General features: G+C 42.3%; 21 protein-coding genes, 2 tRNA genes and 1 pseudogene. 9 read left to right on the top strand and 15 right to left on the bottom strand.

Annotated elements, in window-relative coordinates:
- Window positions 1–25 precede the first annotated feature (25 nt).
- Window positions 26–1051 carry a tRNA dihydrouridine synthase DusB gene (gene dusB, locus ACNQO6_RS11350; RefSeq protein ID WP_440209016.1) on the bottom strand — a complete coding sequence of 342 codons (1026 nt, stop codon included), beginning with the start codon at window positions 1049–1051 and terminating at the stop codon, window positions 26–28.
- A gap of 82 nt (window positions 1052–1133) precedes the next feature.
- Here dusB and ACNQO6_RS11345 point away from each other — a divergent pair, with 82 nt between their 5' ends.
- Both ACNQO6_RS11345 and ACNQO6_RS11340 read left to right on the top strand, forming a co-directional pair.
- Complete coding sequence (locus tag ACNQO6_RS11345; RefSeq protein ID WP_440209015.1) at window positions 1134–2342, top strand: DUF1615 family protein; 1209 nt, start codon at window positions 1134–1136, stop codon at window positions 2340–2342.
- On the top strand, window positions 2309–2983 hold the full coding sequence (locus ACNQO6_RS11340; protein WP_440209014.1) for an HAD-IB family hydrolase: 675 nt from the start codon (window positions 2309–2311) through the stop codon (window positions 2981–2983). The genes ACNQO6_RS11345 and ACNQO6_RS11340 overlap by 34 nt, the downstream gene beginning before the upstream one ends.
- Window positions 2984–3008: 25 nt before the next feature.
- On the opposite strand, the gene proB is transcribed toward ACNQO6_RS11340, so the two are convergent.
- The 8 genes from proB to uvrB form a co-directional block, all read right to left on the bottom strand.
- Window positions 3009–4142, bottom strand: a complete 1134-nt coding sequence (gene proB / locus ACNQO6_RS11335) for a glutamate 5-kinase (RefSeq protein ID WP_440209013.1) — start codon at window positions 4140–4142, stop codon at window positions 3009–3011.
- Window positions 4143–4157: 15 nt separating this feature from the next.
- On the bottom strand, window positions 4158–5375 hold the full coding sequence (cgtA, locus tag ACNQO6_RS11330; protein ID WP_005231635.1) for an Obg family GTPase CgtA: 1218 nt from the start codon (window positions 5373–5375) through the stop codon (window positions 4158–4160).
- A 194-nt stretch (window positions 5376–5569) separates the two neighbouring features.
- Complete coding sequence (locus tag ACNQO6_RS11325) at window positions 5570–6250, bottom strand: hypothetical protein (RefSeq protein ID WP_343578814.1); 681 nt, start codon at window positions 6248–6250, stop codon at window positions 5570–5572.
- Window positions 6250–6993: an MFS transporter gene (locus ACNQO6_RS11320; RefSeq protein WP_440209012.1), complete on the bottom strand. Its 744-nt coding sequence runs from the start codon at window positions 6991–6993 to the stop codon at window positions 6250–6252. The genes ACNQO6_RS11325 and ACNQO6_RS11320 overlap by 1 nt, the downstream gene beginning before the upstream one ends.
- Before the next feature lie 136 nt (window positions 6994–7129).
- Window positions 7130–8587, bottom strand: a complete 1458-nt coding sequence (locus ACNQO6_RS11315) for a glyceraldehyde-3-phosphate dehydrogenase (RefSeq protein ID WP_005231638.1) — start codon at window positions 8585–8587, stop codon at window positions 7130–7132.
- A gap of 256 nt (window positions 8588–8843) precedes the next feature.
- Window positions 8844–9788, bottom strand: a complete 945-nt coding sequence (gene rarD, locus ACNQO6_RS11310; protein WP_440209011.1) for an EamA family transporter RarD — start codon at window positions 9786–9788, stop codon at window positions 8844–8846.
- Window positions 9789–9889: 101 nt separating this feature from the next.
- Entirely contained in the window at window positions 9890–10474 is a 585-nt protein-coding gene (locus ACNQO6_RS11305; RefSeq protein ID WP_440209010.1) for a lipocalin family protein, read from the bottom strand.
- Between the two features lie 119 nt (window positions 10475–10593).
- On the bottom strand, window positions 10594–12618 hold the full coding sequence (gene uvrB, locus ACNQO6_RS11300; RefSeq protein ID WP_440209009.1) for an excinuclease ABC subunit UvrB: 2025 nt from the start codon (window positions 12616–12618) through the stop codon (window positions 10594–10596).
- 177 nt (window positions 12619–12795) lie between these two features.
- On the opposite strand from uvrB, the gene ACNQO6_RS11295 reads away from it, so the two are divergent.
- Window positions 12796–13590: an A1S_2505 family phage non-structural protein gene (locus ACNQO6_RS11295; protein ID WP_032874351.1), complete on the top strand. Its 795-nt coding sequence runs from the start codon at window positions 12796–12798 to the stop codon at window positions 13588–13590.
- 36 nt (window positions 13591–13626) lie between these two features.
- Here ACNQO6_RS11295 and ACNQO6_RS11290 read toward each other — a convergent pair whose 3' ends face one another.
- Window positions 13627–13806 carry a hypothetical protein gene (locus ACNQO6_RS11290; RefSeq protein WP_005231643.1) on the bottom strand — a complete coding sequence of 60 codons (180 nt, stop codon included), beginning with the start codon at window positions 13804–13806 and terminating at the stop codon, window positions 13627–13629.
- Between the two features lie 213 nt (window positions 13807–14019).
- On the opposite strand from ACNQO6_RS11290, the gene ACNQO6_RS11285 reads away from it, so the two are divergent.
- A complete protein-coding gene (locus tag ACNQO6_RS11285) occupies window positions 14020–15255 on the top strand; it encodes a pyridoxal phosphate-dependent aminotransferase (protein WP_262763403.1) in 1236 nt (411 codons plus the stop codon).
- A gap of 76 nt (window positions 15256–15331) precedes the next feature.
- On the opposite strand, the pseudogene ACNQO6_RS11280 reads toward ACNQO6_RS11285, so the two are convergent.
- A pseudogene (locus ACNQO6_RS11280) lies at window positions 15332–15765 on the bottom strand (GFA family protein).
- Between the two features lie 185 nt (window positions 15766–15950).
- Between ACNQO6_RS11280 and ACNQO6_RS11275 the strand changes: the two are divergent.
- Window positions 15951–16388, top strand: a complete 438-nt coding sequence (locus tag ACNQO6_RS11275; protein WP_440209008.1) for a PaaI family thioesterase — start codon at window positions 15951–15953, stop codon at window positions 16386–16388.
- A 37-nt stretch (window positions 16389–16425) separates the two neighbouring features.
- Here ACNQO6_RS11275 and ACNQO6_RS11270 read toward each other — a convergent pair whose 3' ends face one another.
- On the bottom strand, window positions 16426–16857 hold the full coding sequence (locus ACNQO6_RS11270; RefSeq protein WP_343578805.1) for a hypothetical protein: 432 nt from the start codon (window positions 16855–16857) through the stop codon (window positions 16426–16428).
- Between the two features lie 236 nt (window positions 16858–17093).
- Between ACNQO6_RS11270 and ACNQO6_RS11265 the strand changes: the two genes are divergently transcribed.
- The 4 genes from ACNQO6_RS11265 (at window position 17094) to ACNQO6_RS11250 (ending at window position 18316) form a co-directional block, all read left to right on the top strand.
- Window positions 17094–17169: transfer RNA gene (locus ACNQO6_RS11265), tRNA-Asn, on the top strand.
- Between the two features lie 178 nt (window positions 17170–17347).
- Window positions 17348–17656 (top strand): hypothetical protein, encoded by a 309-nt coding sequence (locus ACNQO6_RS11260; protein ID WP_440209007.1) that lies wholly within the window; start codon window positions 17348–17350, stop codon window positions 17654–17656.
- An 85-nt stretch (window positions 17657–17741) separates the two neighbouring features.
- Window positions 17742–17817: transfer RNA gene (locus ACNQO6_RS11255), tRNA-Asn, on the top strand.
- 58 nt (window positions 17818–17875) lie between these two features.
- Window positions 17876–18316, top strand: a complete 441-nt coding sequence (locus ACNQO6_RS11250) for a DUF2726 domain-containing protein (protein WP_032883180.1) — start codon at window positions 17876–17878, stop codon at window positions 18314–18316.
- 37 nt (window positions 18317–18353) lie between these two features.
- Here ACNQO6_RS11250 and ACNQO6_RS11245 read toward each other — a convergent pair whose 3' ends face one another.
- The 3 genes from ACNQO6_RS11245 to ubiA all read right to left on the bottom strand — a co-directional run bounded on the left by ACNQO6_RS11245 (window position 18354) and on the right by ubiA (window position 20984).
- The gene (locus ACNQO6_RS11245; protein WP_343578803.1) at window positions 18354–18542 is read right to left on the bottom strand and encodes a hypothetical protein; all 189 of its coding nucleotides are present in this window, start codon (window positions 18540–18542) and stop codon (window positions 18354–18356) included.
- Window positions 18543–18651: 109 nt separating this feature from the next.
- On the bottom strand, window positions 18652–19992 hold the full coding sequence (locus ACNQO6_RS11240; RefSeq protein ID WP_440209006.1) for a lipase family protein: 1341 nt from the start codon (window positions 19990–19992) through the stop codon (window positions 18652–18654).
- A gap of 110 nt (window positions 19993–20102) precedes the next feature.
- The gene (gene ubiA, locus ACNQO6_RS11235) at window positions 20103–20984 is read right to left on the bottom strand and encodes a 4-hydroxybenzoate octaprenyltransferase (RefSeq protein ID WP_440209005.1); all 882 of its coding nucleotides are present in this window, start codon (window positions 20982–20984) and stop codon (window positions 20103–20105) included.
- Between the last annotated feature and the right edge of the window lie 5 nt (window positions 20985–20989).

The following is a 20989-nucleotide window of genomic DNA, read 5'->3' as shown; positions in this document are numbered from 1 at the left end:
AGGCTTTTTATATCAACAAGAATAATTATTTGATATCCAGTAAATTGACCTGTTCAACCTGCACATCACTCATTCGCTGCCCCTGATCCAGTAATTGATCAAAGTAGCTCTCAACGACTTTTGCCTGATCCGCAGTATTTTCCACTTTGTACATATTCTGGCGGAACTCGTTACTTGAACGTAATCCTTTGGTGTACCAGGCAATATGCTTACGCGCGATACGACAACCCGAATATTCACCATAGAACGCATACAGTTCAGCCAGATGTCCCAATAACACTGCTTTGACTTCTGCAATATCTGGTGCAGCCAGATGCTCGCCTGATTTTAAATAGTGAGCAATTTCCCGAAAAATCCACGGTCGGCCTTGAGCAGCACGTCCAATCATGATGGCATCTGCGCCGGTGTAATCCAGCACATATTTGGCTTTTTCAGGACTATCAATATCACCATTGGCAATCAATGGAATATCAATCAGTTCTTTCACCTGCTTGATCAGTTCATAACGTGCCGTATTTAAATACATATCCTCACGGGTACGGCCGTGTAAGGCCAAGGCGGCAATGCCTGATTCTTCGGCACGTTTCGCCACACGTAAAATATTTTCATGACCATTTAAAAAGCCCAAACGGGTTTTCAGGGTGACAGGCACATCAACGGCTGCCACCACCGCATCCAGAATACGGGCAACCAGATCTTCATCTTGTAATAAGGCCGAACCCGCCAGTTTATTGCAGACTTTTTTGGCCGGACAACCCATATTGATATCAACAATCTGCGCCCCATTTGCCACCTGATAACGTGCTGCTTCAGCCAGTTGCTCAGGATCAGAACCTGCAATTTGTGCAGAGATTGGCGCAAGCTCACCGTCGAAATTGGCCCGATACAGGCTCTTCTTGCTCATGCGCAAGGTCTTGTCTGCGGTCATCATTTCACTGACTGCATGACCTGCACCAAAGTACTTACAGAGTGTCCGGAAGGGCCTGTCGGTGACGCCGGCCATTGGGGCAACAATCAAATTATTTGACAGTTGATATGAACCAATATACATATATTTTCTTACAATTTCTGATCAACATAGTATACTTCATTCGCCCGTTCGGCTCATCTTTTTGTGCGGTGTTGTCTTCATTATGAACAAATCGGTTTCGACTCGTCCTTTACTCAAAACATTTAGCCTGCTGGCAATCAGCATAAGTTTAAGCGCTTGTGGCGATAGTTCATGGTGGTCAAATAGTAAAGAGCCTGAAATGAAGGTAGAACAGATTAAAAAAGTTCTTCCACCACGGGTAAATAACCGGGAATCCTGGTCGCAAGATATTTTTGATATCATGCAACAATTGAGTATTCCGAAATCCAAGCAAAATGTGTGCAGCATTGTGGCGGTCGTTGATCAGGAATCGAACTTTGTCGCCGATCCTGCTGTACCGGGCCTAGGCGAAAAAGCAGTTCAGGAAATCAATACCCGACTCAAGGAAAAATTTGAAGCCAAATTAGGTGAAACCATTGGCGGTACGGTCGCAGGTTATTTTGAAGATGTGTTGAAAAATCAGCCCTCTCCTGACAACAACTATATGAGCCAGATGCGTAAAGTCAAAACCGAACGCGAGCTGGATTTGCTCTATCGTGAAATTTTTGACTATATGTCCAAGCATTATCATGTCAGCGCCTTGACAGGTGCTGCAAAATTAATCGGCCAGGACATTGGCGAAAAAATGAATCCAATCACCACATTGGGTTCAATGCAGGTCCATATTAACTATGCCAAAGAGCATAAGCGTCAAAGTGGCAATATTGCAGAATTACGTGATGACCTGTATACCCAATACGGCGGCTTATATTATGGCATTCATCGCCTGATGGAATATTCGGCGGATTATGACAAAGCCATTTACCGCTTTGCAGATTATAATTCGGGAATGTATTCAAGCCGTAATGCTGCTTTTCAGAAGATGCTTGAAGTGATACAAGATAAAGATCTTGATTTAGATGGTGACTTATTACTTTATAACAAAGATGGTAATCCGCAATCCGCCCTGAGCCAGTCAGAAAAAGAAATTATTGCTGCATTTACCAGCAATCGGGTGCTGGTCACGCCACGTCAGATCCGTGCGGATTTAAAGAAAGAAAAAGAGAGAAAATTTGAAGATACACAGACTTACTTAGCGGTTCAAAAACTTTATCAAGCGAAAACCAATAAAGAACCAATTTATGCAATTATGCCTGAGGTGGTTATTTCAGGGCCTAAACTCAGCCGTGATTACAATACCAATTGGTTCGCAAGTCGTGTAAATGGACGATATGAAGCATGCATGCAAAGAGCGAAACGTATAAAACTATAAATCTTGCCTTATTTGATTTTGATGGAACACTTTATCCCAAAGACAGTTTCACCGGATTTATTTTCTTTGCGTTATCAAAACGTCATATTGTGAAACGAGGCCTGAAAATCCTGCCGTGGATTCAGGCCTACTATTTACGTCTCTACCCTGCGCATGCCATGCGGCCACGCCTATTCCAAACCATGTTTAAAGATACGCCGGTCGATGTTGTGGAAAAATTAGCGCAGGAATATACTCAAAAATTATTCAAAAAATTAGATCCTGATTTACTTAATCAGCTTCGGCAGCATCAACAACGTGGTGATCATGTGGTACTGGTCTCTGCCTCGGTTGACCTGTATCTGGTCCCAATCTGTGATGTACTCAAGATTGATTTAATCTGTAGCCAGACCGAAACAAAAGATGGTCTGTTAACAGGAAAATATCGCTCTGAAGACTGTAGCTGCGAACAGAAGAAAATCCGTATTTTAGAAAAGTATGATTTAGATGATTATCACGCCGTTTACGCCTATGGCAACAGTGAAGAAGATGTAGAGATGCTTTCACTGGCAGACTACCCTTATATGATGGGTGAACAAAAAGGACTACCTGTCTTGGACGTCAAATACTTAAAATCAGTTGATATAAAAAAGCCCGCCTAAAGCGAGCTTTTTTATCGATGGTCATTTAATAAATGGCCATATGGTCCCGATGAATCATTTCTAGCGAACGTGCTTCACCTAACACCTGATAGACTTTTTCTGATGATAAACCTTTAATCATTTCTGCCGAACGTGAACTAAAATTGACACGTCCAACCGCAATACGACCACCGTTTTTATCGACGCATTCCACCACATCGCCACGATCAAAATGTCCTTCAATCGCTTTTACGCCAACCGGTAATAAACTGCGATGCTTACGCTTGATCGCTTCAACCGCACCATCATCAATCACTAAACGTCCAGCCGTTTGCAAATGCGCGGCCAGCCATTGCTGATGTGCCGTGACACGGTCATTGTCTGTGGTAAATAAAGTGCCCAACATCTCGCCCGCCATTAAGCGTGCTAGTACATTGTCACTTTCACCACTGGCAATCAGTGTCGGACAACCTGATCTCGCTGCGAGACGTGCGGCACGGACCTTGGTGACCATACCGCCACGACCCAGCACACCACCGCCGCCTGCCATTTCGAACAGGCTATCATCAAGCGCCCGAACAGCTGAAAACAGTTTCGCATTCGGGTTACTACGTGGATCGGAATCAAACATCCCCTGCTGATCTGTCAGGATAATCAGTAATTCTGCATGCACCTGACCCGCAACCATGGCCGCTAAAGTATCATTATCCCCAAAACGGATTTCATCCGTAGAGACGGTGTCATTTTCATTAATCACCGGAATCACATGCCAGTCAATCAGGTTCTGCAAAGCGTCACATGAGTTGAGGTAACGACGACGATCGGCAAGGTCATCATGCGTGAGTAAAACCTGTGCGGTCTGGATACCATGTTGATCAAGGACACTTGACCAAGTATGGATCAGGCCCATTTGGCCAATCGCAGCACAAGCTTGCAAACTGGGTAGATCAGTGGGTCGACTCGCAAGTTTCATGCGTACCATCCCTTCTGCAACTGCACCTGAAGACACCAGAATAATCTCATGTCCGGCATTGTGTAGATCTGCAATTTGTTTCGCCCAGTGCGAAATTGCATTTAAATCTAAACCTTGCCCATTTGCAGTGAGTAAAGATGATCCGATTTTAACAACGATTCGTTTACACGCATTGAGCTGACGTTGCCCATCGACCACTTCTATCATTTTTCCCTCGGTTCACTAGTCACGAATGTAGATACTTTCTACATCGCCTTCATCCTCATCGTCATCAAAGTCTTCGTCATCGTCCAGACCAGCTTCACGCTGAGCTTTACGCATGGCACGATAGGCTTCTTTAGCTGCGATGGTTTGTTCACGTGTTTCAGCTTCAAGCTGCTCACGGAATGCTTTAACTTCTGCTGCGTACTCTGGATCTTCAACTTCACGTTCACGTTGTTGTTCGATCTGATCCATTAAATAGTACACGACCTCTTTGGTGCCTTCAGACATCAAACCAGAGGTTTTAAATACAGGGCCTTGCCATTGCAATTCATCCAGAATGTGCTGACACCACTCTTCTTTAGATTCTTCTGGAAGTTGGTCAAGTTTGTTTAGAACCAGTACCACTGGAAGTTTCGCCAAGGTTGGTGAGAACTTCACCAATTCACCCAGAATCGCTTTGGCATTATGGGCAGGATCCGAACCATCAATTGGTTGAACATCAACGATATGCAACAGGATACGGGTACGTGCCAAATGCTTAAGGAAGCGAATCCCTAGACCTGCACCTTCTGCCGCGCCTTCGATCAGTCCTGGAATATCCGCCATCACAAATGAACGGTGACGGTCGGCATCGACCACACCTAAGTTGGGTACCATTGTGGTAAACGGATAATCGGCAACTTTTGGTTTTGCCGCACTGACTGCACGGATAAATGTCGATTTACCTGCATTCGGCATACCCAATAAGCCAACGTCTGCAAGTACTTTTAACTCTAGACGGACTTCGCGGTACTCACCTTTAATCCCGTGTGTACATTTACGCGGGGAACGGTTGGTTGACGATTTAAAGTGAGTATTCCCTAAACCACCATCACCGCCTTGGGCAACTTTGACACGTTGACCATCAGCGACCAGGTCACCAATAATGTCGCCAGACTCAGTATCAACAATGGTTGTACCGACTGGTACTTTTAAAATAACGTCTTCACCGCCACGGCCTGAACAGTTTGCACCCGAACCATTTTTACCGCGTTCTGCGCGATAACGACGGGTATAACGATAATCAACAAGTGTGCTGGTATCATCATCCGCCTGGATGTAAATACTTCCGCCACGTCCCCCATCACCACCATCCGGGCCACCAAAAGGGACAAATTTTTCACGGCGAAAACTGGCTACGCCATTGCCACCGTCGCCAGCCTCTACGGTAATGACTGCTTCATCAACAAAGCGCATGTGCCAATCCTCTGAATTCTTTAAAACGGAGTATTTTGCCACATTTTAAGAAAATTCTCGAATAGAAAAATCAGCAAATTGATTTTTTTGGTTTTATTCTTGCTTCAACAATCAAATTGAACAATTTATCATCGTAAAAGATCCTTTTTGACAGAATATTTATCGACTGATTTTTAACCACTGGAAAACCTCGCTTACGGTTTTACATTTTTTAAGGGTAAGGCCATTTGCATATCCAGATTGGCTTTGGTCTGCTGTACCGAGTTATACATGATGGCATCAAAAGACGAGATTTTGCTCATATTAATCGCATCATTCATATAGAAGCTGGGTTTAAACTGATGTTTTACAGGCAGATTAATCGATTCATCAAAGGCAAAATGTACCGGACCATCAAATACAATTTTTACCGGTACGGTATAGGTGCGTTTCAATTGAAACGGGATGTCCAGCTTTACCGGAATATTCAGGCTCAAAGGGAATTTCGGCAATAATTTGTTTTGATAGATCAGATCGGTATTGGTCTCAATCGGTACCACATCATCGACTTTCAGGACGGTTTCATAATCAATATCCACCGTAATCGGGGTTTCAACCTCAAAGCTGAGATCGGCCAGATATTTACCTTTTAAAGGCAAGTTCAAACTGCGATCAATATCCAGCACAGTATCTAGTTGCCCTTGAGACTTGGCCGTTAAATGATCTCCAACCTGAATTTTGGTCGCTAATGATTCAGGCAAGCGAATATCGGCCTGCTGTGCAGACACAATTAATGAAGCCTGAATATTTAGATAAAACCAGAATAAGATCGCCACCAAGGTGGTCACGATCACAAAACTGATCAGCATACTTTTTACTGACTTGGTGATATCCATCACTCCCCCACCTTGATATCGGCTGGTGTCGCTGGCTCATCCACGGTCTGTGTTTTTACACGTCCCAGATACATACTAGATAGAGGAATCTTGAGTTCGCCCTGTGCAATTTTGACAGGCAAGGTATTTTTTACATCCACAGAAGCATTCAGTTCCGAGGTAATCGGTACATTTAAATTGCCTTGAATGGGAATATTGGCATTCAACTGTGCCTTTAAAGGAATATTTAAATTTTCCTTGAGGACCGTACGCACTGGCGCATCAAACTTCAAATGTACTTTTTGTTGTAATGGCACCTGAATATCAATCGGTACATCCAGTTGCAATGGAATCGATCCTTTTAAAGGCAGCGTCACATCCTTGCCTAAAATTTTAACCTGTACCTTGGTATCAATCGGGAGGCTTTGATTGACCTTAATAGTTTCTTTGACAGGAATGGTTGTACTGATCGGAACCTGACTATCAAAGTACACCCGCGGCGTCAGGGTTTGGGTCAGCGGTACATTCAATTGCTCATTGATGGGAATCTTGGCATCAACACGCCCATTGACATCGACATTTAAGGCATCTTTCACTTTTACCCGCACCTGCAGCGGCTCTTGCAGATCAATCGCAACATCCTGATTTTTCAATGGGATATAAATATTAAAATGCTTAAATACCCACATTGCGATATATACGCCACATAAGTTGGCCACAACAATTAAAGCAAATACCACGAATAAACGTCTGAACTGCAACAATGCTCTATCCCTTATTTAATTATGTCCCTTTTCCTGTATTCTCATCGATTTTTATGTTTTATTCAGCATATATTCTGTACAGTCATTAAAAAAGCCCAGTTTAAAACCGGGCTTTTTTTATTGCGATGCAAACAAATTATGCATTTGTTTCAGCAGGAACTTTGGTATAGCTTACGCCACACATTTGTTCAGCAATACGTAATACCTGACAGCTATAGCCCACTTCGTTATCGTACCAAACATACGCCGTTAAACGTGTACCAGAAGCGATGGTTGCTTGCGCATCAAACACACCTGCTGTACGTGAACCGATAAAGTCACTTGATACCACTTCAGTTGAGTTGGTATAACCGATTTGACCTTGTAACTTAGAATTGATCGAGATTTGACGAATGTATTCGTTCACTTCTTCACGATCAATTTCTTTCTCTAAGTTTAAGTTCAAGATTGCAAGCGAAACGTTTGGTGTTGGAACGCGAACAGAGTTACCTGTTAACTTACCTTTTAAGCCAGGTAACGCTTTCGCAACCGCTTTCGCAGCACCGGTCTCGGTGATGACCATGTTCAACGTTGCAGCACGACCACGACGGTCAGCTTTATGATAGTTATCAATTAGGTTCTGGTCGTTTGTGAAAGAGTGAACAGTTTCAACGTGACCATTCAATACTTTGTATTTGTCGTCTAAAACTTTTAATACAGGGGTAATTGCGTTGGTTGTACAGCTTGCAGCAGAGATGATTTTGTCTTCATCCAGGATATCGCCGTTGTTCACACCAAATACAACGTTCTTCATTTCGCCTTTACTTGGTGCTGTTAATACAACACGTGCAACGCCTGCACATTGCAAGTGTTGGCTCAGGCCTTCAGCATCACGCCATTTACCTGTATTGTCGATCAAAAGTGCATTTTCAATACCGTACGCAGTGTAGTCCACTTCGCTTGGGCTTGATGCATAAATCACTTTAATGAACTGACCATTGGCAATGATTGCTTCGTTTTCTTCATCTACAGAAATCGTACCGTCAAAAGTACCGTGAATAGAGTCACGACGTAATAATGAAGCACGTTTCGCCAAGTCACCATCAGATGATTTACGGACCACGATGGCCTTAAGGCTTAAACCACGCCCTAAACCAGACTGGCTAATGATTAAACGAGCCAAGATACGACCGATACGACCAAAACCGTAAAGTACAACATCTTTAGGCGCGCCAGCAGTTGGGTTACCTTGAATTGAAGCAACAGCGTTAGCAACAAAAGCGTCTACATCACCGCCTGCATTTTTATATTCAACCGCAAGTTTACCGATATCCACTTCAGCAGAACCGATGTTTTCAACTTTCATTAACGCTTCCAGAATCGGGAAGGTATTTACCACAGAAAGTTCAACATCAAGCATACGTGTACGACGATGCGTTTTTAAAATCTGGATCACTGAACGGTTAATTAAAGAACGGCCGTAAACAGAAACAACAATATTTTTCTCACGGTATAATTGACCGATTAAGGTAATCATACGTTCCGCGATTTCTTCACGGTTTTTCCAACGACCTTGGTGTTCTGCGTGTAGGGCAATGATAGTGTCTTTGCTCACTGTTACGTCCTCTAATTTATATATACTGGGCGTGAATTTTTAAAACGCCATAATTGTAATAGAATTATCATCAAGATTGAATCAAAAGCTGCTCAACGAGCTAAGATTTTGTCCTAATTGATTATAAATTCATAAAATACCTATAATTATTTTTGTGAATTTAGGTAAAAATCTTTTTCTTTCATCATAATAGCTGTGATTTACATCACAACCATAGCAGTTTTACTGATAATTCCTGTCGTATTCGCAGATTTTTCTAGCTCTTATCGTTTAAATCGACGCGTTTAGAATACTGCTGCAGATTGAACGCCAAGTGTTTTTTACGCTGGTTTTGCTGATAAAGATGCATTGCTCCCTCAATCACCAATACCACTACTGCTAACCAGATGGGAATATAAGTCAGCCACTCTTCTGCGCCAATTTTCTCCCCCATGAGCAATGATGCCAGTGCCAGCAGCACCGGTTCCAGATAGCCCAGCAAACCAAAAATAATCAGCGGCAAATAACGGCTGGCCAGAATATAACTGCCTAAACCAATCGCACTTAATAATCCCAGACCAATCACCACAAGAATCAGACTCGGATGTTCGAGAAACTTGAGAAAAGGCATGTCGCCCGTTTGTGTAAAGAAAATGGCGACAGGAAGAATAATCAACAGATCCCACCAAAAACCACCCAGATTATCGGTCTGGATTTTTTTACGTAGAATAAAATAGGCTGCATAGCCCAGCGCAACAAAAGCCGTTTCCCAGGCCATACTGCCTAAACGCCAGATTTCATGCCCTACTCCAAAGACCGCAAGCAGTACAGCAAGACATTGGAATTTTGAGAGTTTTTCTCCATAAAGAATGCTTCCAGCAAGGACCAACACCAGCGGCAAAAGAAAATAACCTAATGACACCTGTAAACCGCGTCCATGCATGGGGGCCCACAGGAACAGCCATAACTGCGCTGAGGTCAGGACCGAAGTGGTCATTAGAAAAAGTAATAAAAGCGGCTTTGCTAAAATTCTTTTAAAGATGGTTTTGATATGGATCAAATCGCCACTCATCCACATAAACAGGGTTATAACTGGCAATGTCGCAATAATCCGCCAGCCAAAGGTCTGCTCACTGTCCAGTGCGCCCAGCAGCTGAGTATAAAAATATAAAACCCCAAATGTAATAGAAGCCAAAACTGAATAAGCGATACCTTTAACCACTTTGAACCTCTACATGGGGAAATAAAAAAATACGTGATTTATCCACTATCTAAAAATAAAAAAACCATGCATGCATGGTTTTTAAACAAGTCTATCTTATTTTAACGATGTTCAGGATAAATCACATCACTAATATTATAGCCCAGTGATTTTGCATAATTTAAATATTCATGAATGGTTTCTTTATGCGGATGGGGTGTTCGAGACAATACCCATAAATATTTACGGCGCGGCTCTCCTACCAGTACGGTCTGATAATCATTATCCAGCTTCAAAATCCAGTAATCACCACGTGCCATAGGCACCCAGCGCACCACCTCAGGCAAAAAACTGACCCGCAATTTGGTATTAAATGGTGCATTGGCAACAAAGGCTTCACCCACGCTTTGCTGTAGATTTCCTTCACTGTCATAGCATTTGTTATCAACTACAATATTGCCATTCTCATTGACAGTATAAGTGGCAGTGATGTTATAGGCACACTTACGCTCGAAGAACATCGGTTTTCGGGCGACTTCATACCAGACGCCCAGATATTTATCCAGTTCTACTTTTTCTACAGTCGGTAAAGGCTTTGCCTGAGCATAAGCAATGGTTCCAACAGCCAATCCAGTTAAAACCACCCCACCCACTGCTATCTTTGCTAAACGCCAACTGGCTTTCGGGAAATTCTTAATCAATGGCATGAGAAATCCTCAAAACAAAATTTGTTATCAATAGTCATATACTTAGCACTTCAAAATAGCCTATTTAATAAACAAAAACTGTTGCGATATGTATCACTTTTGAGGGTTTCTCTGCGCAATTAAGATTGCAACATGTGTGCTTTTAAACGCACAATTTCATCACGCAATCGTGCTGCCTGCTCAAACTGTAGTTCTTTCGAGGCTTTCAGCATTTCCTTTTCCAGTTTGCTGATATGTTTTGCAAACAGTTTTGGATCAGATAAAAGGTGCTGTTCGTCTGCACTGATGCTTGGTGCCTGTTCAAGCACGTTTTCATCAATTTCATCATCGTTCAGCACTTCACCGGTATCAATTTCCTTAATCGCCTGACGGACTGCACTACGCGGGGTAATGCCATGTGCTTCATTAAACTCGATCTGTTTATTGCGACGGCGCTCGGTTTCATCCATGGCCTTACGCATAGAGTCGGTAATCCGATCCGCATATAAAATCGCTTTACCCTTCACATTACGTGCAGCACGCCCAATGGTCTGGATCAAGGAGCGTTCTGAACGCAGGAAACCTTCTTTATCGGCATCCAGAATCGCCACCAGAGAAACTTCGGGCATATCCAGACCTTCACGCAACAAGTTAATCCCGACCAGTACATCATGCACGCCGGTACGTAATTCATGGATAATCTTGACCCGTTCCACCGTATCAATATCCGAATGCAGATAAGCGACTTTAATCCCATACTCTTTGAGATAGGAGGTTAAATCTTCCGCCATACGCTTGGTTAAGGTGGTCACAAGCACACGTTCATTCAGCTGTTTACGAATATTGATCTCGGACAAGACATCATCGACCTGTGTCAACACCGGACGTACTTCAATCTCGGGATCAATCAGCCCCGTCGGACGAACCACCTGCTCCACAATTTGCTCAGATTTTTCCAGTTCATAATGCGCTGGCGTAGCACTTACAAAAACCGTAGTCGGAACGATCCGCTCCCACTCTTCAAATTTCATTGGGCGGTTATCTAAAGCACTTGGTAAACGGAAACCATAATTGACCAGATTTTCTTTCCGTGAACGGTCACCTTTATACATTGCACCAATCTGAGGGACCGTCACATGCGACTCATCAATAATCAGCAAGGCATCTTCAGGCACATAATCAAATAAAGTTGGCGGCGCCTCACCTGCGGTACGACCAGACAAATGGCGTGAATAGTTCTCGATCCCGTTGGTATAACCGAGCTGTTGCATCATTTCCAGATCATAACGGGTTCGCTGCTCAATACGTTGCGCTTCCAGTAATTTGTCATGATCCTTGAAAAATTTGAGTTGGTCTTTCAATTCATCTTTGATGGTATCAATGGCACGGGTTAAATGGTCTTTTGGCGTAACATAGTGACTTTTTGGATAAATCGTTACTCGCGGAACTTTACGTACCAGTTTTCCGGTCAATGGATCAAACCAGCGAATCGAATCAACTTCGTCATCAAACAATTCAACACGAATTGCATCCTTATCCGATTCCGCAGGGAAAATATCAATAATTTCCCCCCTAATACGATAAGTACCGCGCAAGAATTCCAGCTCATTACGGGTGTATTGCATTTCTACCAGACGGCGAATAATGTCATCGCGGCTAACCCGATCCCCTTGCACGATATGCAACAGCATTTGCATATAGGCATTTGGATCACCCAGACCATAAATCGCAGAAACCGAAGCCACGATAATCGCATCACGACGCTCTAATAAAGCACGTGTCGCAGACAAGCGCATCTGGTCAATGTGATCATTGATCGCCGAATCTTTTTCAATAAAGGTATCTGAAGATGGCACATACGCTTCAGGCTGGTAGTAATCGTAGTAACTGACGAAATACTCTACCGCATTGTTCGGAAAGAAGGCCTTGAACTCACCATACAGCTGAGCTGCAAGGGTTTTGTTGTGTGCCATCACAATGGTTGGACGTTGGGTTTGAGCAATCACATTGGCCATGGTATAGGTTTTACCTGAACCGGTTACCCCAAGCAGCAACTGATTACGAAAACCCTGGTTAATACCACTGACCAACTTCTCAATGGCCTGAGGTTGATCGCCCGCAGGTTGATAATTGGTGACTAACTCAAAAGGCTGGTTTTCGCTCACAAGCTCATTCCTACACTAAAACTTAATCTCTATTTATGGGGGAAAATGTTATTGATTTAAAGTGTTGCATCGATGATTTTGTGAAATCTTTTGTGCCATGCAATTTGGTAGATTTTACTTGACCATCTGCCCAATCAACTGCAACATGAAGTTATACTCGATTTCAATGGTAAAAATATGTCTTACCAATACCACGATGAAACAATTGTAACGGAACTCCCAGAAGATACAGTCTTTGTTTTTGGCAGCAATCTGGCAGGTATACACGACAGCGGCGCTGCCCGCGTCGCAGCACAACATTTTGCAGCAGTCACAGGAGTTGGTCGTGGTTGGGCTGGACAAAGCTTTGCAATACCCACCCTGAATGAACATTTACAACAAATGCCACTCGCCCAGATCGAGCATTATGTGGATGATTTCAAAATCTACGCCAAGAACCATGCAAAAATGAAATACTTTTTGACGGCTCTAGGTTGTGGTATCGCTGGTTATAAAGTCTCTGAAATCGCGCCATTATTTAAAGGCATTCATTCCAATGTGATTTTTCCCGAATCATTCCGCCCTTATATTGAAGAGGATGCGGTTTCCCAATTTCCCAATTTAACTGCAGCCACAGTGCAGGCCTTTATCAATGATGAAGTAATTTTCTACTTCAATCATGGTTATGAATCTTTTGAAGAAGCACTGGATAAAACTACTTTAACGGCCGCCGAAAAAGCCATTGCACTGGTGGTTTTAAATGAAGAGCTTTATCCACGTGACCGCTATGGTCGTGGACGTGAACATGAAATCAGCGATATTCTCGGCAAGCTCAACGGCAAGATTTTTAATTTCCATGACAAGTCGGAAGGCGCAATGATTTTTGTCAGTGTGATTATTGCCTTGATGGAGCTTTACGATATTGATGAATATGATTTTATCAAACTGTGGCGTGGTGAACTAGAAATACAACATCCATTAAATCGCCATTAAAAACAAAAAAGCCAATCAGATTGATTGGCTTTTCTCTTAACGCTTCCCCATCGAACGGCGTGTGCCGCGTGGTGGCATCCAGGTACGATCTGCGTATTGCTCAGGTTTTGGACGAACCTGATTATGCGCCGCATCCTCAGAATCATCCTGAGCAGATGGCATCGGGAAGGGTAATTTCACTAAAGCTTTTTTTGCTTTAGGTTGCTGGGTACTCATTGAAATTCTCTCGAAATCTAGATTTCTAGCCGCTATTGTAATGGATTTTTATGCATTTGATAAAAATAAAATATGTAAAAAAATAGAAAGCCTGCAAGAACTAAATTTTGGTAACTTTTTATACGATTAAGGCAAGTTTCGGCCACAATGAAGCCTAATTAGGCTAAGATAAGCTGCTTTTTATTTTTTAATCCCATAAGAAGGAATAATGCCGTGGACGTACGTCTCTCTGATCGTGTCAATGCTATCAAACCGTCCCCTACACTTGCAGTAACCAACAAGGCTGCTGAGTTAAAAGCTGCAGGTAAAAACGTGATTGGTTTAGGCGCAGGCGAACCAGACTTCGATACACCTCAACACATCAAAGATGCTGCCATTGAAGCCATTAATAAAGGCTTTACTAAATATACAGCGGTAGACGGTACTCCAAGCTTAAAAAAAGCAATTATTGCAAAACTTAAACGCGATAATAATCTCGATTATCAGGCCAACCAGATTCTGGTGTCTTGTGGTGGTAAACAAAGTTTCTTTAACCTTGCACTGGCTTTGTTAAACAAAGGCGATGAAGTGATTATTCCGGCGCCGTTCTGGGTCAGCTATCCAGATATGGTAATCATTGCGGAAGGGACGCCTGTCATCGTGAAATGTGGTGAAGAACAACGTTTCAAAATCACCCCAGAACAACTGGAAGCGGCAATTACTCCAAATACACGTTTAGTGGTCTTAAACAGCCCATCGAACCCGACTGGCATGATCTACACCAAAGCTGAACTCGAAGCTTTGGCTGAAGTATTACGTCGTCACCCACAAGTATTCGTTGCATCTGATGACATGTACGAACCAATCCGCTGGGACGATGAGTTCTACAACATCGCAACGGTTGCACCAGACTTATATGACCGCACCATCGTTTTAAACGGTGTGTCTAAAGCTTATGCAATGACAGGCTGGCGTATTGGTTACGCAGCGGGCCCTGCGAAAATCATTGGCGCAATGAAAAAAATCCAGTCTCAATCAACGTCTAACCCAACTTCAATTTCGCAAGTTGCGGCTGAAGCGGCATTGAATGGCCCACAAGATGTCTTACAGCCGATGATTGAAGCATTCAAACGCCGTCATGACTTAGTCGTAAATGGCCTAAATGACATCAAAGGTATTTCTTGCTTACCCGCTGATGGTGCTTTCTATGCCTACGCCAACATCCGTCCATTGATTCGTGCCAAAGGTCTAAAATCTTGCACAGAATTCTCTGAATGGTTACTTGAAGAAACTGGTGTTGCCGTAGTTCCTGGCGATGCATTCGGTTTAGGCGGTTTTATGCGTATCTCTTATGCAACTGCAGATGAAGTGCTGGTTGATGCTTTAGCACGTATCAAAAAAGCAGCTGATTCAATTGACGGCGTAGACGCTGCCATTGCATCAATCGAAGCGGAAAAAGCTGCAAAATAAGTTCTGCTATAAAAAAAAGCTTCCAGACGGAAGCTTTTTTTCTATGTGATTCTTTTATCCAGATATTCCGCCCAAGCTATTTTTGGGGCTCTTCATTAAAGAGTGCAATGACCTCTGCCTCTGTCATCTTCTTGGTCGGATTCTGAAACGTATAAAAATCGGGTTTGCAATCAATATAAATTTCCAGATCCAAATTTAGATCTTCAGGTGGTTCATTCAGAGAAAATGCATTGATATTGCAATAGTTCTGATCTTTAGTGCGCCAGAATAAAGTTGTTCCACACGCATTACAAAAACCACGCTCTCCCCATGCCGATGAGTTATAGATAGAGAGATGGTCTTGTTTTAAAAATTTTAAACTGCCCTGTTCGATATCAAGCGTCATAATCACGCCACTGGTCTGTCTACGACAGATAGAACATGAGACGTATACGTCGCAAGGGCATGTACATCATGATTACTTAATTCAACTTCAAAAGTGGTTTCGCCACATACACATTGTCCGTTCATTATAAATTTACCTTTTATTCAAAATTGTTATAAAGACATTTATAACCATCATAGAACAAAGCATTTCGCGAGTAACTTAGAATTTACAACATACTCAGCGAATAGATGCGCAATATTGACAGACTGATCTCTCAAGGCTATGTTATCAACAAGTTCTATTTTAGAACTATAAAAGGAAATATAAGATGAAACATCCAAAAGAAATGAATGGACTTGAATTTTTAACCGCCATGTGTGAAGGGAAAATTCCACCCGCCAGTATTAGCGAGACCATTCCCATGCAACCTATTGAAGTTGCGGAAGGTTATATCAAATTTGAAGTACAAGCCGATGAACGACACCTGAATCCTCTCGGAGGTGTACATGGAGGTTTTGCTGCAACAGTACTGGACTCGGTAACAGGTTGTGCTGTGCATACCCTTTTAGAAGCTGGTGTAGGCTACGGCACCATTGATCTCAATATTAAAATGTGCCGCCCTGTTCCAAGAAATCAGAAGCTCATTGCCACTGGAAATATAGTTAATATCAGTAAAAATTTAGGCATTTCCGAAGGCAAAATTGTTGATGCAGAAGGCAAGCTATACGCTCATGCGACTGCGACCTGCATGATTATTCGCCCATAAACCGAAATGAAAGCCAATGGGCTATTTCATCATAGCCCTATGCAATGGCTTTATTTTGTTTGAACAGCTTTGGTCGAATGCACAAATGGCTAAACACTGCGTATTGCCAGATACTTTTAACCTGTACTGTGACCACCTTCTGCTCTGCAACAGACCATGCCAATGCAGTATTTGCGCCTAAAAAGAGTTCTCCACCCAATTGAAATAAATACAGGGCGGAATCCTGATCGAGTGTTAAGGTATTTTTTTGTATTAACAGGTTATTAGCATTCTGAATTTTCCATTTATTTCCAAACCATAATTGCAATAAATCACCCAAATACAAGGCTTGTTGCTTAAAAGGAAAGGTATTTAAGAATGCATGTTCGACTGGCGTATAATATTGCGCCGGATCCTGAATGATTTCGAGATAATGGTCTTGATAAAAAGAAAAGTTTGAAAAAATAGATTGAATATTAAGAATAGTCATTTCGACCTCCGGTTTAGCCATTTTAGTGCTGGCAAGTAGGGTTAAATCCACACTGTTTAGATGAATATCTAAACGTTCTTTCTAATTCGAATCTAGCAACAGCATGATTAAAGTTCAAGTTATTTTTCCTACTTTCGCGTAATTGTGCAAATAAAAAGCATACGACACAAAAATGAAGGAAACATGACATTTTTAGCTTGACCGATTTTAAAAGCTGCCTATAATGGCACTCAGATTCTCCCATAGCTCAGTCGGTAGAGCGACGGACTGTTAATCCGCAGGTCCCTGGTTCGAGCCCAGGTGGGAGAGCCAAGATTCTAAAAGCTCAGATCATTGATCTGGGCTTTTTATTTTTACGCCTAAAAAAATAATGCTTCATTTGAATTACGATGAATCTGTTCATTTCATGTTGAATATCGTACAAATTTAAACCATAGCTCTTTTTATCATCTAAAATAAAATTTCATTATTATATTAGGGATAGCAAATAATGAAAAAAATCCTGGTGTGCGCAATATTTTTCTGTAGCCCTGCGATGGCAGCTCAAACCACCTGGTATGCTGGTTCCAGCTACAAAGGCACTGTGACTGTTTCGATTGAGAATGGCCCCAATGTGGTCTGGAAGTGCAATGGAAAGGTATGTAGCATGTCTGGCCCTTGGGGCAATGCCTTATCGGTAGATTCTTGCCAAAGCCTTGTGCTGCGTATTGGCAAGATTAGTTATTATAAAAACTCGGCAGGCGCCAGCTGGGATGCACGCTCTCCTGAACTGGCACAATGTAATCAGGTTGCCCGCTAATCCACAATATTTTTGTTAAGCGATTATTATTCATACTCATTTTACTTGACGGACCTGCATTTAAGCCCTAGAATTCGTTCCAGATTCTCCCATAGCTCAGTCGGTAGAGCGACGGACTGTTAATCCGCAGGTCCCTGGTTCGAGCCCAGGTGGGAGAGCCAAGATTCTAAAAAACCCACTCTTATCGAGTGGGTTTTTTCTTTGTACGCTATTAAATCTATGTTTCAATCGAATCATCTCCTGTTCCTGACTATTGGCTTGATCAGTACAGCTTGGCTGCTTTATAGCTGCCTACGCCCCTTCTTTCCCAAACAGAAATTTTTTGCACGTCCTGTCATTACAAATTTTGAATCACGGATGTTTATTCGTCTGCAACAAGCCTTTCCACAGCATCACGTACTTGCTCAAGTGGCCTTTAGTGCCCTGATTACCAGCGATCATTATAAAATTCGCAGTAAGTTCAATCGTAAGGTCACCGACTTTGTGGTTTTAGATCAGGATATGAAAGTACTGGCGATTATTGAACTGGATGACCCGAGTCATATAGGAAAGGAATCCGAAGATAAAAAACGTGATCAGATGTTACAAGAGGCGGGTTATCAGGTTCAACGTTATACCCAGATTCCATCTGTAAAACAGTTACAGATGGATATTCGATAACAAGAGATCTGGAAAGAGATTATTCAGCTTTTTGCGTTTACTCAGCACTTTTCTGCTGTTCAAACTTTTTGGCGATTTCCGCATGTTGCTGATCATATTTCTTCTTGGTCTGCGCATCACTTTTTGCTGCCAGGAAAGCCATACCTACAATAAAAATAGGGATCAATAATCCTAGCCCCATCAATAACCAAGGGACTGATTTTTTTTCAACAGGTTGCTGGCTCATAGCTGCTTTAAACTCAAACGACATCAATTTTAAGAATGCAACAATATAACAAAAAAGAGCCTCGATAAAGAGACTCTTTTAATTAACTCAACAGATCAATTTCAAAGAATTATGGTTTAATCCCTGTACATTGTTCATCTTTACTGGCATCAATCTTCGCAGGATCTATCACAATATTCGTATTTGCCGGCATCTGTGCTTGAACAAAGTTATACACCTGAAGATTTCGGCATACAATGGCTTGTGTATGCTTTGCATTTGCCACAGGATCAAGCGTGACACTTGCTGATCCTAGAGCCTTTAAATTCTCAACTAATGCTTTGGTTACTGGGAACGGCACATTGGTATCCGCAGTTCCCTGAACAATGTACACAGGTTTATCTAGTCGTTTAGTTCCAGGTTGATTATCTAACAAGAATTTTTGAACCGTTTGATTATTCTTGAAGTTATTCGTATCTAATCCCGGATAATCCATAACCTTCTTATCTGGATTAGCAGTCATAAATTGGATAATATCCGTTTTAAACTTTTCAATCAGACTTAAACTTGGATCACTTCCATCATCCAAACATAGTCCATTTTCACCTGTTGTTCCTTCTGCAAATTCGGCAAGCGATTTAGCTCTTTCTTGGAAAATATCACGATAATTAAATCGTGGTTCATAGGCTTTGATCCCCACTCCTGTCAATGCAGCATAAGCCAATAGGGTTGCATAGGAGTCAACCGATATACGGTTTGCTAAAGGTACTCCTGCCGCTATTTCTTGGGATTCAATATTTGCTAAAGCTGCTGGTGCAACTTCTAAAATAATTTTACCTAAGCTGGATGCAGGCGCACCAGCAACGGCTCCTTTATAACTTGCATCAGCGTTTGCATATTCTGCAGTGCCCAAAGAAGCTTGGCCACCTTGTGATTGACCAATCGACATCCATTGCCCATTAAGCTTTGTTCCATAATGATCTTTGGCTGCTTTTACCGCTGCAATGGCAGACTTAGCTTCACTGCCTAAATTCAGATAAGGATGAATACCTGGGGTGCCTAAACCCTCATAATCAGGCGCAATGACAACATAACCTGCTGCCAGTAAACTATCCGCAAGGATTTTAAAACGTGGATTCACACTATTGTTACTTGGTGCACAGCTATCACCTACCCCAACCGTACCATGTTCCCACACCACCACACGATAACCGTCAGCAGGCTGAGCAACTTTAGGCATCATCACCAGTGCGGTTGCTTTAGCAGTCCGACCTTGGACATTGACCATGTTATAAGTCATGATTTTGATTGATGAGGCATTATCCACTTTATCCTTGGAATAAGTGGTTTCCGATAAATATGTTTTGTTTGAATCCCCGCCCGTATAACTATCATTATCGTCATTACATGCGGTTAAAAATAATGCAGAAATTGAGAACGTCATCGCCAATGCAATCTTCGACCGTTTCATAAAATATCCTTTTAGTGTTCGTGTTATTTTTGTGCATGAAACTACATGCCAGTTTATTAAGGCATAAAAAAAGTGCCCTGCATAGGACACTTTTCAACTATACAGTCAGATTAAGCTACTAATTCTAAAAAAATTCCAATAAATATAATCAACCCGACCCAACGATTGTGACGGAATGCCCAAAAACAGATGTGTGGATCCCGATCTTTGGTTTTCATCGCCTGATAAATAAAATCAACGGCAACAATACCCAAGGCAATCAAGCCAAAAGGCAACAAAAGATTTTCGAGATATAAGGCACTGCCAATCAAGATCAAACTCATCAACTGAAGCAAACCGATAATCTGGATATCATAGCGACCAAATAAAATAGCCGTCGATTTCACCCCAATCTTTAAGTCATATTCACGATCGGTAATCGCATATTGGGTATCGTAGGCCACTGTCCAGGCCAGATTACCAAAATAAAGTAACCAGCAGGTTAAATCAGGCGTTTGCCCAACAGCCGTATACGCCATTGGAATTGACCACGAGAATGCTGCACCTAAAAATACTTGCGGTAAATTGGTATAGCGCTTCATAAAAGGATAGATAAACGCCAGGAATAAAGCCCCAAAAGACCAATAAAATGATTCAATCGGCAGAAAAAATAACAAGGCAGCACTTGCCAGCACCAAAGTTAGAAAAACAAAGACAGCCTCTCTAGCACGGATCACTCCTGTTGCTAAAGGACGTGTTTTGGTCCGCTCAACATGTGCATCTACCTTACGATCAGCAAAATCATTAATGGCACAGCCTGCTGCACGCATAAAAATGACACCTAAAATCATCACAAACAGGATTTTAAGATCAGGGATTCCTTTGGATGCAATCCATAACGCCCACATGGTTGGCCAAAATACCAGCTCTGTGCCAATCGGCTTATCAAAACGACAAAGGTAGTAATAAGCCTCTAAACGTTGTCGCCAAGTCGTGTGCTGCACTGTTTCCATGATAA

The sequence above is a fragment of the Acinetobacter calcoaceticus genome, assembly GCF_051947995.1.
In the GTDB taxonomy this organism is placed as follows: domain Bacteria; phylum Pseudomonadota; class Gammaproteobacteria; order Pseudomonadales; family Moraxellaceae; genus Acinetobacter.
The sequence above is the reverse complement of the archived record's forward strand: the minus strand, read 5'-3'. Positions and strand labels throughout refer to the sequence as shown.

What these genes read in the sequence shown, in the direction of transcription:
- dusB (WP_440209016.1), bottom strand. Translation starts at nt 1,051, where the DNA reads ATGTATATTGGTTCATATCAACTGTCAAATAATTTGATTGTTGCCCCA.
- ACNQO6_RS11345 (WP_440209015.1), top strand. Translation starts at nt 1,134, where the DNA reads ATGAACAAATCGGTTTCGACTCGTCCTTTACTCAAAACATTTAGCCTG.
- ACNQO6_RS11340 (WP_440209014.1), top strand. Translation starts at nt 2,309, where the DNA reads ATGCATGCAAAGAGCGAAACGTATAAAACTATAAATCTTGCCTTATTT.
- proB (WP_440209013.1), bottom strand. Translation starts at nt 4,142, where the DNA reads ATGATAGAAGTGGTCGATGGGCAACGTCAGCTCAATGCGTGTAAACGA.
- cgtA (WP_005231635.1), bottom strand. Translation starts at nt 5,375, where the DNA reads ATGCGCTTTGTTGATGAAGCAGTCATTACCGTAGAGGCTGGCGACGGT.
- ACNQO6_RS11325 (WP_343578814.1), bottom strand. Translation starts at nt 6,250, where the DNA reads ATGGATATCACCAAGTCAGTAAAAAGTATGCTGATCAGTTTTGTGATC.
- ACNQO6_RS11305 (WP_440209010.1), bottom strand. Translation starts at nt 10,474, where the DNA reads ATGCCATTGATTAAGAATTTCCCGAAAGCCAGTTGGCGTTTAGCAAAG.
- ACNQO6_RS11295 (WP_032874351.1), top strand. Translation starts at nt 12,796, where the DNA reads ATGTCTTACCAATACCACGATGAAACAATTGTAACGGAACTCCCAGAA.
- ACNQO6_RS11290 (WP_005231643.1), bottom strand. Translation starts at nt 13,806, where the DNA reads ATGAGTACCCAGCAACCTAAAGCAAAAAAAGCTTTAGTGAAATTACCC.
- ACNQO6_RS11275 (WP_440209008.1), top strand. Translation starts at nt 15,951, where the DNA reads ATGAAACATCCAAAAGAAATGAATGGACTTGAATTTTTAACCGCCATG.
- ACNQO6_RS11270 (WP_343578805.1), bottom strand. Translation starts at nt 16,857, where the DNA reads ATGACTATTCTTAATATTCAATCTATTTTTTCAAACTTTTCTTTTTAT.
- ACNQO6_RS11260 (WP_440209007.1), top strand. Translation starts at nt 17,348, where the DNA reads ATGAAAAAAATCCTGGTGTGCGCAATATTTTTCTGTAGCCCTGCGATG.
- ACNQO6_RS11250 (WP_032883180.1), top strand. Translation starts at nt 17,876, where the DNA reads ATGTTTCAATCGAATCATCTCCTGTTCCTGACTATTGGCTTGATCAGT.
- ACNQO6_RS11245 (WP_343578803.1), bottom strand. Translation starts at nt 18,542, where the DNA reads ATGAGCCAGCAACCTGTTGAAAAAAAATCAGTCCCTTGGTTATTGATG.
- ACNQO6_RS11240 (WP_440209006.1), bottom strand. Translation starts at nt 19,992, where the DNA reads ATGAAACGGTCGAAGATTGCATTGGCGATGACGTTCTCAATTTCTGCA.
- ubiA (WP_440209005.1), bottom strand. Translation starts at nt 20,984, where the DNA reads ATGGAAACAGTGCAGCACACGACTTGGCGACAACGTTTAGAGGCTTAT.